The following is a 9,682-nucleotide window of genomic DNA, read 5'->3' on the forward strand; positions in this document are numbered from 1 at the left end:
ATGTTGTCTGATGTGGCCCCTAAGCGATGGAAAGCCAACCTCGAACATCGCTTCGACAGAGCTTGTCGGGAATATCCACAAGGGGAGGCAGCCAGGCAGGCTCGTCATTCTCGAGCGAAGCGAAGCGCAGACCCGAGAATCTCATGACCAGAGGACGCTGGTTTCCAAGATGCTCGGGTCAAGCCCGAGCATGACAGCCTTCGTTACCCGATAGCGGCTCAGCCGCCGAGCGCAGCCTTCACCATCGGACTGACCTTGCCGAAATCCATCTGCCCGGCGTAAGTCCCGCGCAGGATGCCGATGACCTTGCCCATGTCCTTGACGGCGGTCGCGCCGCTCTCGGTGATGGCCTTGTCGATCGCGGCCTTCACCTCGTCGTCCGACATCTGCTTGGGCAAATAGGAGGAGATCACCGCGACCTCGACGCGCTCGCCGTCAGCCAGCTCGGGGCGGTTGTTTGCGTCGTAGATCGCGATCGATTCCTGGCGCTGCTTGATCATCTTCTGCAGCACGCCGAGGATCTCGTCGGCGGTGGCCTCGCCCTTGCCGGCGCCGCGCGCCTCGATGTCCTTTTCCTTGAGCGCCGCCTGGATGAGGCGGATCGCGCCGACCTTGCCCTTCTCGCCGGCCTTCATCGCTTCCTTCAGATCGCTGGTGAAGCGCTCGCGGAGGCTCGTCATTGCGTTGTTCCTTTTTCTCTTGTGCGGGCTGCGCCAAGCTTCATTGACGGGCAGCGCCCAGCTCTTTAAGGCTCGCGTTCCAGACCGGCGGAGTGGATTTCTGCAGCCCCGCCCCCGCATTTCTGCCGCTGGCGCGGCCTGGACCGAGACATAGACATGACCGCCACCGAAGGAAACCCCGCCGATAGCGGCTGGACCGAACCGCGCGCGACCGCGCTCCTCGTGCTCGCCGACGGCACGGTGCTGGAAGGCTTCGGCCTCGGCGCCGTGGGCGAGGCGCCGGGCGAAGTCTGCTTCAACACCGCGATGACCGGCTATCAGGAAATCCTGACCGATCCCTCCTATGCGGGGCAGATCGTCACCTTCACCTTCCCGCATGTCGGCAATGTCGGCGTGAACGAGGAAGACACCGAGACGGTGAACGCCGCSGCSTCCTCCGGYGTGCGCGGCWKCGTGMTCCATGCCGMSATCACCCAGCCCTCGAACTGGCGCGCGAACCGGCATTTCGACGCCTGGCTCAAGGCCCGCAACATCGTCGGCATCTGCGGCGTCGACACCCGCGCGCTCACAGCGCTGATCCGCGACAACGGCATGCCCAACGCCATCCTCGCCCATAGCCCGGACGGCGTCTTCGACATCGAGCGGCTGAAGAAGCAGGCCGCCGCGCTGCCCTCGATGGCCGGGCTCGACCTCGTGCCGCTCGTCACGGCCGCGCAGCGCTATGACTGGGACGAGACGCCCTGGGTCTGGCCCGCCGGCTATGGCAAGCGCGAGACCACGAACTACAAGGTCGTCGCGATCGACTACGGCGTGAAGCGCAACATCCTGCGCCTGCTCGCCAAGGCCGGCTGCGACGTCACGGTCGTGCCCTCGACCGCAAAGGTCGAGGACATCCTCGCCCTGAACCCAGACGGCATCTTCCTCTCCAACGGCCCCGGCGACCCGGCCGCGACGGGCGAATACGCCGTGCCGGTCATCAAGGAACTGCTCGACCGGAAGGTCCCGACCTTCGGCATCTGCCTGGGACACCAGATGATGGCGCTCGCCATCGGCGGCCAGACGATGAAGATGAAGCAGGGCCACCACGGCGCCAACCACCCGGTGCAGGACAAGACCACCGGCAAGGTCGAGATCGTCTCGATGAATCACGGCTTCGCCGTCGATCCGGCGACGCTGCCGGCCAACGCGGTCGAGACCCATGTTTCGCTCTTCGACGGTTCGAACAGCGGCATCGCGCTCACCGACCGCCCGGCCTTCAGCGTCCAGCACCACCCCGAGGCTTCGCCCGGCCCGCAGGACAGCCACTATCTCTTCAACCGCTTCGTCGAGCTGATGGCGGCGGAGAAGGGCAAGAAGGCGGCCTGAGGGCCGACCAGGACGACCGGAGGCAGGCATGATCCACCAGTTGCGCATCTACGAGATCTTCGAGCGCAACAAGGCGGCCTTCCATGCSCGCTTCCGCGACCACGCCGCCCGCATCATGGCGCGCCACGGCTTCCACATCGTGGCGATGTGGGAGACGGCGAGCGCCGGGCGCACCGAATTCGCCTATATCCTCGCCTGGCCGGATATCGAGACGAAAACGAACGCCTGGGCGAGCTTCATGGCCGACCCGGAATGGAGCGAGATCAAGCGCGTCACCCGGAACGAGCATGGCGACATGGTCGGCGCGATCGAGGACCGCATGATGAACCCGACCGACTACTCCCCGAAGCTCGGTTGACAGCACCGCACCCGCGCGCTTTAAGCAAAGCATGATCAGCCTGCTCGCCTTCCTTCACGGCTATTACGCCCCGCTCTCATAGAGGCGGTGGCATTCCCATGTTCAACCGCCGCGCTGGCGGTTGAATTCAGGCAGATCACCCGGCATCGCGGCCCACCACCGGACCAGAGCGATGTCTTCCAGGATCAGAACCGTCTCCACCATCGGCATCATGGGCTTCGGCGCCTTCGGCCGCCTRATGGCCCGCCATCTCCAGCCGCATTTCGCCTTGCGCGTCTGCGACCCCACCAGCGCGCCCGCAACCGATACGAGCGGCAAGGGCCTGCAGCCGGCGACCCCTGCTGAAGTCGCCTCCTGCGACCTCGTCATCCTCGCCGTGCCCGTTCCGGCGATCCCCGAGGCGATCGCGGCTTTGCGCCCGCATCTCAAGGCCGGCGCCATCGTGCTCGATGTCGGCTCGGTCAAGATCGGCCCCGCCCGGGCGATGGAAGCGGCCCTGCCCGATGATGTCGAGATCATCGGCACGCATCCGCTCTTCGGGCCGCAGAGCGCCCGCGGCGGGCTTGCCGGTCTCAAGATCGCGCTGTGTCCGATCCGCGGCCGCAGCACGCCGCGCATCGCCGCCTTCCTGCGCCATGTGCTGAAGCTGAAGGTCATCGTGACGACAGCCGACGCCCATGACCGCGAGGTCGCGATGGTCCAGGGCCTGACCCATCTCATCGCCAAGATCCTGGTCCGGATGGAGCCGCTGCCTCGGACGATGACCACGGCGAGCTTCGACCTCCTGATGCAGGCGACCGAGATGGTCCGCTACGACGCGCCCAACGTCTTCATGGCGATCGAGCGCGCCAACCCGCACGCCAAGGCGGTGCGCGACCGCTTCTTCGCTCTGGCGGAGGAGATGCGGCTGTTTCTGGAGCATGGTCATGGCGAAGCGGCGCAAACGACTCCCGCCCTGCCTCACAAGGTCGCAGAGGTCGCGCAGGCCTAGCCTTCGCGATCCTCACCGACGAGAATATCGGAAAGGCGAATGCTCCTGCGATGACCGACAATCCCCTGCTCTACCCGGGCGCCGCCCATCCCGATCTGCGCGAGCCGATGATCGCCGACCTCGTCCGCACCTTCTACGAGCGGGCGCGTCTGGACGATGTGATCGGCCCGGTCTTCGCGGCGGCTGTGACGGATTGGGACGACCACATCGCCAAGATCACTGATTTCTGGAGCGGCGTGATGCTGCGCACCGGCCGCTACAATGGCCGCCCGATGCGCCCGCATCTGATCCTGCCGCTCGAGGGCAAGCATTTCGACCGCTGGCTCGACCTGTTCGAGGCGACGGCGCGCGAGGTCTGCGCGCCCGACATCGCAGACGCCTTCATCGTCCGGGCGCGGCGCATCGCCGACAGCTTCGAGATGGCGCGCGCCAGCCAGCGCGGCGAATTCGCGGCACCGCGGCATAGTTTGCGGTGAATGCAGTGCGTCATTCTCGGGCTTGACCCGAGAATCTCAGGCCGAAAGAGGCTCTGGCACTCGCCGGTCATGAGATGCTCGGATCAAGCCCGAGCATGACGCGCGATGCATCTAGGCCGCGCGTGCCTCCCGGCTCAGGAACGTAGCGATCTCTCCCCGATCAGCTCCCGCCTCCCGCGCGATCCGCTCGGCGAGGACCGCCGACGAGGGCCGAAGCGTCCCCAGCGGCCGGTCGAGCCAGTAGGACACCGGATTCAGCGCTTCGCGTGCATCGACCCGCACGATCCGTCCCGCCGCGAGTTGCTCGCGCGCCAAAGGCGGCCGGGCCAGCGCGATGCCAAGCCCATGGGCGGCCGCATCGAGCACGAGATTGTAGTCCTCGAAGCGGCGATCCTGCGGGCGCGGGCGATAATCCAGCCCCTGCGCCGCGAACCAGGCTTTCCAGCCGGCCGCGTCGGAATCATGGATCAGCGGCTGCGCCAACAGGCGTTCCGGCGCGCCCTCCCCGATCGCGGCCGCGAGCCCCGGCGAGGCGATCGGAAAGCACCATTCTTCGAACAGCTTGAGCGAGAGCCGGTCCGGCGCGCCGCCACGCCCGCAACGGATGCCGAGATCGACGCCTTCCTCCTCGAAATCGACCTTGCGATGCTCGACCTGCAGCACGATCCGCAGCGAGGGCGCGCCCGCCTCCAGCACGGCCAAGCGCGGCATCAGCCAGAGCGCGCAGACCGAAGGCGGCGCGCTGACCCGCACCACCGAAGCGCCGCGCGCCTCGCGCCAACGTTCGGAAGTATCGGCGATCAACGCGAAAGCTTCCTGCGTGCGCTGGAGCAGGCGCTGCCCTTCCGGCGTCAGCGAGACACCGCGGGCCTGCCGCAAGAAGACACGCAAGCCGAGCCAATGCTCCAGCTTGGCGATCTGCCGGCTGATGGCGCCATGCGTCAGGTTCAGCGCCTCGGCGGCCGAGGAGAAGCTGCCGGTGCGCGCGGCCGCCTCGAAGGCGCGCAGGGTGTCGAGCGGCGGCAGGTTCGAGCTGTGATCCATCGTCACAGCTCATGCGCGAATTGTTCGTTTGTCAATCAGCTCGTGCGGGCGCTTATCGGCAGCAACCTTTCGTCATTGATGGATCGACGCCATGTCCTCCTCGAGCTGCGCCTCCCCTGCGCTCATTGCCCCCGGCGCCAGGCGCCTCGACCCGACGCTGGTCTTCACCGTGACTTTCACGGTCATGGCCTGGGCCTCCTCCTTCCCGGTGATCCGCGCCGGCCTCGCCGGCTTCGGCCCGGCCGAGATGGCCGCGCTGCGCTTCGCCCTTGCCGGCGGCCCGGCCRCACTCTTCCTCATCGCGACGCGGGCGAAGCTGCCCGAGCGCGCCGACATCTGGCGCTTCCTGGTCGGCGGCGTGATCTTCATCGCCGGCTACGCGCTGCTGCTGAATTTCGGCCAGCGCGTCGTGCCGGCGGGTCCTGCCGCCTTCATCATCAACACCAACCCGATCATGACGGCCGTGCTCGCCATGATGATCCTCGGCGAGCGCTTCAGCCTGACCGCCTGGCTCGGCACGGCGCTGTCCTTCGCCGGTATCGGCGTGATCGCGCTCGGCAAGGGGCTCGACGTCGAAATCGGCATGAGCGTGCTGCTGATCCTCGGCGCCGCCTTCTGCAACGCCATCACCACGGTCGTGCAGAAGCCGCTCTTCGCCCGCTACAAGCCCTTGCATGTCGCAGCCTGGAACATGGCCATCGGCGGCTTCGTGCTGCTGCCCTTCCTGCCCTCGGCCATCGCCCAGGCCCAGATCGCGCCGGCCGTCTCCTTCTGGTCGGTGGTTTATCTCGCCGTCGTGCCGAGCCTGATCGCCTACGGCACCTGGGCCATCACCCTCTCGCGCCTGCCGGCCGCCCGCGCCTCCAACTTCCAGTACGCCGTGCCGCCAGTGGCGATGCTGCTGGGTTTCCTCTGGCTCGGCGAGGTGCCCACGCTGTTTGGCCTGATCGGCGGCGTCATGGCACTGGCCGGGGTCGTGGTGGTCAACCTGAAGCGGTGATCAAAACCCCTTCGCCGCCAGCGCCTTCTCGTCATCCGCGATGTAGTCGCGGATGATCGGGACGGCGCTCTTGTGCGGGCCGAGCAGAAGCTGGAACACCATGTCGCCGCCGATGTCGAAGGAGATCGAGCAGGCGCAGAGATAGAATTCCCACATCCGGGCGAAGCGCTCGCCCATCATGCCGACCACCTCCTGGCGCCTGGCCATGAAGCGCTCGCGCCAGGCTTCGAGCGTCCAGTGGTAGTGGCGCCGCCAAAATTCGCAGTCCGAGGACCAGAGCCCGGTCTGCTCCACCGCCGCGAACACCTCCGACAGCGCCGGCGCATAACCGCCGGGGAAGATGTACTTCTCGAAGAACGGCCCGGTGAAGCCCGGCGGCCCGGCGCGGCCGATGCAGTGGACGAGCGCGATCCCGTCCGGCGTCAGCAAATCGCGGATCTTCTCGAAATATTCGCCGTAATGCGCGACGCCGACATGCTCCATCATGCCGACCGAGACGATGCGGTCGAACGTCCCCGTGAGCTCGCGATAGTCCTTGTTGATGAAGGTCACGGCATCGCCGACGCCGGCGGCCTCGGCCCGCTTTTGCGCTGCCGCCATCTGGTCGGGCGAAACGTTGAGGCCGGTGACCTTGGCTCCGCAGGCTTTCGCCAGATAGATCGAGAGTTCGCCCCAGCCCGAGCCGATGTCGAGCACGCGCATGCCGGGCTCGATCTTCAACTTGGCGGCGATGTGCCGGAGCTTGGCTTTCTGTGCTGCCTCCAGCCCGACCTCGGGACTGTGCCAGTAGGCACAGGAATAGGTCATCGTCTCGTCGAGCCAGAGCCGGTAGAAATCGGTCGGGATGTCGTAGTGATGCTTGACCTTCTTGCCGGCGGCACCGAGCGGGTTGTGCATCCGCCAGCGCCTTATGCGGAAGCGAACCTGCCGGATCGCCTTTTGCAGCGGATGCTTGCGCAGTTCCTTCCGTTGCAGCCAGAACAGCGTGAGCAGGTCGTGGATCGTGCCTTCCTCGAAGTCGATCCGCCCGTCCATGTAGCCTTCGGCCAACGCCAGCTCGGGATTGAGGAAGAGCTCCCGCTCGATCCGGTCGTCATGAAAGCGTACGGTGACGGAGGGCGCGATCTTGCGCACCCCGGCGAACARCATCTCGGCCGGGCCGGGGCCGAAGACATGCCGCTTGCCATCCGGGGTGACGACAGTCAGGCGCCCCTGGCGGACGAACCCCTTGAGCAGTCGCGGCAGCAGCAGCATCGGCGATCCCCGTTGACCCCGCGAGTCGCGGGCAGCCCGACGAGCTAATCGCAAACGGCGCCGCGCCGAAAGCCCTGTGGTTGCGGAGCGGCCCGGCTTTCGCTTACTCGTCGCAAGGAAGAGGCCGCACCCGGCCCGAGGATCGAGCGAACCCATGTCCTGGCGCGATTTCTGGAACGGCGAGCATGCGATCTACGTCTCGCCACGCCACAAGGCCCTGCATTACCGCGGGATCGCGAGCGACCTGATCGGCCATATCCCCTCGCCCGCAGCGGTCGTGCTCGACCATGGCTGCGGCGAGGCGCTCGATGCCGCCCGCGTCGCGCGGGCCTGCGGCAAGCTCTATCTCTGCGAGGCGGCGCCGAGCGTCCGTGAGAAGCTGCGCGGACAGTTCGGACGGCTGGAGACGGTCGCGGTCGTCTCGCCGGAGGAGGTCGAGGCCCTGCCCGAGGCGTCGCTCGACCTCGTCGTCGCCAATTCGCTGATCCAGTACCTCTCCCGCGACGAGCTGAAAGCCGTGCTCGCGACCTGGCACAGCCGGCTCAAGCCCGGCGGCGCCCTCGTCCTCGCCGACGTCATCCCGCCCGATGTGAGCCCCCTGACGGACGCCATCCAGCTCCTTGCCTTCGGCTGGCGCGGCGGCTTTTTCCTGGCAGCTCTTGCCGGGCTCGTCCGCACGGCCTTCTCGGATTATCGCAAGCTCCGCGCCCAATACGGCCTTTCGACCTATACGCCGGAAGCCGTCCAGGACCTGCTGCGCGAGGCCGGCTTCGTCGAGATCCAGCGGCCCGCGAATTTCGGCCACAACCCGCATCGGATGACCTTCAAGGCGATCAGGCCGGCCTGAAGGCCGGCGCGCGCTGACTCTTGGAAAGCCTTCTCGTGCAGACAGWGTACGGAAGGCGCCGGGCATTCCGTAACTGAACCCGACGGAATGACTTGATCCGGACCGGCAAATATGGCTTTGAGCGCGGCTTGTCTCCACGTCACCGCCACTAAGTCACTGTCTCCAAGCCCGGAATGCCCGTGCAGGACCAATTCGCCTGTCCTTATTGCGACGCAATGCTCAACCGGGGCGTGCTGTCCTGCCGCTGCTGCGGGCGCGATCTCACGCCCGTCCTGCCGCTGCTGCGCCGCCTCGATACGCTGGAAGAGCGTCTCGCCGCCTTCGAGAGGAAAGCCGAGGAGGACCGCGCCGCAGTCGCGGCCGTGCCGGCGCCGCCCGCGGCAGAGGCCAAGGCGGCAATCCTGCCCGAGGCTATGCCTCCGGCCGATGAGCTGCCGCCCGCCCTGAACGCGGCGCGTCGGCGTTTCTGGGTGCTGCCGCTCGGCTTCCTGCTGCTGCTCGGCGCCTATGGCTCGGTCGTGCTCTGGCTCGACTTGCCCCTCTGGTCGCTGCGCCTTGCCTCGATCGCAATTCCCTTCACCACCGGCCTGATCTATTTCGGCGTCCGGCCACGGCTGATCGCCTTCGATATCGGCATCGCCCTCGCCTTCGCGATTTTTTCCGTCGCAGCAATGAACGCGTGGCTGGGCTGGCACGACAACATACCGCTCCTTCCGCAGGGATCGGCAGCCTGGCGCGAGACGTTCTTCTATGCGCTGAGCATCGGTGCCTCCCTTTTCTCGGGGATGTTGCTGCGCGCGACGCAGGCTGCGCTGACCGCGCGCGGCCTCGTCTCGCTGCCGGAACTGCGCAAGGGGCTGCTGGCTGTTCACGGCAAGATCCCGATGGAAACCCTGAAGACCATCGAGACCACGATCCTGATGGCCACGACCGTTATTTCTGCCATTGCCGGCATCATTGCCGGAATTTTGGGAGTGAAATAAGAAAGATGATCGAGACTGTGCTTGTCCGGCACGTTCTGCCTGCCGTCTTCGCTGCCGCCGCCATGCTGTCGAGCGCCCATGCCGCCGACCCGATCCAGCTCATCACGCGCCAGGAGGCTGCGCTGCCGGCCGCCGGCACCGCCGCCACGGGCACGCGCAACCTGACGCGCGGCCCCGGGATCGACACCTTGCCGACGCCCGACAAGGGCGTCGACGGCAAGCCCTTCCGCCTGGCCGTGCGCTTCGTGCCGAGCAATGGCGTGCCAGTCGATCCTTCGACCGTGCGCGTCTTCTATCGCCGCCAGCCCCCGCTCGACATCACCGAGCGCGTCAAGACCTTCATCACGCCGGCCGGCATCGATGCGCCGGCGGTGGTGGTACCGCCCGGCACGCATGTCATCGAGATCGAGGCGACTGACAAGGAAGGCCGCATCGGGCGCCGGCAACTCCAGCTGACCGTCGCCCCGTCGCCATGAGATCGGGTGGAGGCGGGCGAAATGCCAGTCAACTCGCCCGGTCGGCGAAGCTGAAGAATTTGTGGCCGAGGAACGAGAACACCATCACCACCCCCGTCGTGACGAACTGCATCGGCAGATAGGGCAGTCCGAGCCGGGTCACGAAGAGATGCATCAGCAGGCCGGTGAGCACGAAGCCGCCGGCCGCGATCAGCCCGAAGCGCCAGCC

The 9,682-nt window shown here is 66.8% G+C and carries 12 protein-coding genes; 8 read left to right on the plus strand and 4 right to left on the minus strand.

What is annotated here, in order from left to right; translation table 11 throughout:
• Positions 1–218 precede the first annotated feature (218 nt).
• Positions 219–680, minus strand: coding sequence for a GatB/YqeY domain-containing protein (locus tag AB4Y99_RS20575; protein ID WP_038359043.1), 462 nt, complete (start codon positions 678–680; stop codon positions 219–221).
• A gap of 156 nt (positions 681–836) precedes the next feature.
• Between AB4Y99_RS20575 and carA the strand changes: the two genes are divergently transcribed.
• The 4 genes from carA to AB4Y99_RS20595 all read left to right on the plus strand — a co-directional run bounded on the left by carA (position 837) and on the right by AB4Y99_RS20595 (position 3,870).
• Positions 837–2,045 (plus strand): glutamine-hydrolyzing carbamoyl-phosphate synthase small subunit, encoded by a 1,209-nt coding sequence (gene carA, locus AB4Y99_RS20580; protein WP_441524625.1) that lies wholly within the window; start codon positions 837–839, stop codon positions 2,043–2,045.
• Positions 2,046–2,073: 28 nt separating this feature from the next.
• Entirely contained in the window at positions 2,074–2,403 is a 330-nt protein-coding gene (locus AB4Y99_RS20585; RefSeq protein WP_112762686.1) for an NIPSNAP family protein, read from the plus strand.
• 172 nt (positions 2,404–2,575) lie between these two features.
• Positions 2,576–3,394, plus strand: coding sequence for a prephenate dehydrogenase/arogenate dehydrogenase family protein (locus tag AB4Y99_RS20590; protein WP_441524626.1), 819 nt, complete (start codon positions 2,576–2,578; stop codon positions 3,392–3,394).
• A gap of 50 nt (positions 3,395–3,444) precedes the next feature.
• Positions 3,445–3,870: a group III truncated hemoglobin gene (locus AB4Y99_RS20595; protein WP_112762688.1), complete on the plus strand. Its 426-nt coding sequence runs from the start codon at positions 3,445–3,447 to the stop codon at positions 3,868–3,870.
• 111 nt (positions 3,871–3,981) lie between these two features.
• Here the strand turns inward: AB4Y99_RS20595 and AB4Y99_RS20600 are convergent, their stop codons facing one another.
• Entirely contained in the window at positions 3,982–4,914 is a 933-nt protein-coding gene (locus AB4Y99_RS20600) for a LysR substrate-binding domain-containing protein (RefSeq protein ID WP_441524627.1), read from the minus strand.
• 91 nt (positions 4,915–5,005) lie between these two features.
• Here AB4Y99_RS20600 and AB4Y99_RS20605 point away from each other — a divergent pair, with 91 nt between their 5' ends.
• Complete coding sequence (locus tag AB4Y99_RS20605) at positions 5,006–5,914, plus strand: DMT family transporter (protein ID WP_441524628.1); 909 nt, start codon at positions 5,006–5,008, stop codon at positions 5,912–5,914.
• Here AB4Y99_RS20605 and AB4Y99_RS20610 read toward each other — a convergent pair whose 3' ends face one another.
• Positions 5,915–7,168, minus strand: coding sequence for an SAM-dependent methyltransferase (locus AB4Y99_RS20610; protein WP_038359054.1), 1,254 nt, complete (start codon positions 7,166–7,168; stop codon positions 5,915–5,917).
• A gap of 154 nt (positions 7,169–7,322) precedes the next feature.
• Here AB4Y99_RS20610 and AB4Y99_RS20615 point away from each other — a divergent pair, with 154 nt between their 5' ends.
• The 3 genes from AB4Y99_RS20615 (at position 7,323) to AB4Y99_RS20625 (ending at position 9,474) form a co-directional block, all read left to right on the plus strand.
• Positions 7,323–8,015 carry a class I SAM-dependent methyltransferase gene (locus AB4Y99_RS20615; RefSeq protein ID WP_441524629.1) on the plus strand — a complete coding sequence of 231 codons (693 nt, stop codon included), beginning with the start codon at positions 7,323–7,325 and terminating at the stop codon, positions 8,013–8,015.
• Between the two features lie 179 nt (positions 8,016–8,194).
• The gene (locus tag AB4Y99_RS20620) at positions 8,195–8,998 is read left to right on the plus strand and encodes a hypothetical protein (protein WP_441524630.1); all 804 of its coding nucleotides are present in this window, start codon (positions 8,195–8,197) and stop codon (positions 8,996–8,998) included.
• Positions 8,999–9,003: 5 nt separating this feature from the next.
• Positions 9,004–9,474 (plus strand): hypothetical protein, encoded by a 471-nt coding sequence (locus AB4Y99_RS20625; protein ID WP_441524631.1) that lies wholly within the window; start codon positions 9,004–9,006, stop codon positions 9,472–9,474.
• Positions 9,475–9,502: 28 nt separating this feature from the next.
• Here AB4Y99_RS20625 and AB4Y99_RS20630 read toward each other — a convergent pair.
• Positions 9,503–9,682: GtrA family protein (locus AB4Y99_RS20630; RefSeq protein ID WP_441524632.1), on the minus strand; the 180-nt coding region annotated here is incomplete at its 5' end.

This window comes from Allobosea sp. TAB14 (genome assembly GCF_052113865.1).
GTDB classification, from domain to species: Bacteria; Pseudomonadota; Alphaproteobacteria; order Rhizobiales; family Beijerinckiaceae; genus Allobosea; species Allobosea spartocytisi.

Coding starts and splice junctions, on each gene's coding strand:
- AB4Y99_RS20575 (WP_038359043.1), bottom strand. CDS start 680: ATGACGAGCCTCCGCGAGCGCTTCACCAGCGATCTGAAGGAAGCGATG.
- AB4Y99_RS20600 (WP_441524627.1), bottom strand. CDS start 4,914: ATGGATCACAGCTCGAACCTGCCGCCGCTCGACACCCTGCGCGCCTTC.
- AB4Y99_RS20625 (WP_441524631.1), top strand. CDS start 9,004: ATGATCGAGACTGTGCTTGTCCGGCACGTTCTGCCTGCCGTCTTCGCT.
- AB4Y99_RS20595 (WP_112762688.1), top strand. CDS start 3,445: ATGACCGACAATCCCCTGCTCTACCCGGGCGCCGCCCATCCCGATCTG.
- AB4Y99_RS20615 (WP_441524629.1), top strand. CDS start 7,323: ATGTCCTGGCGCGATTTCTGGAACGGCGAGCATGCGATCTACGTCTCG.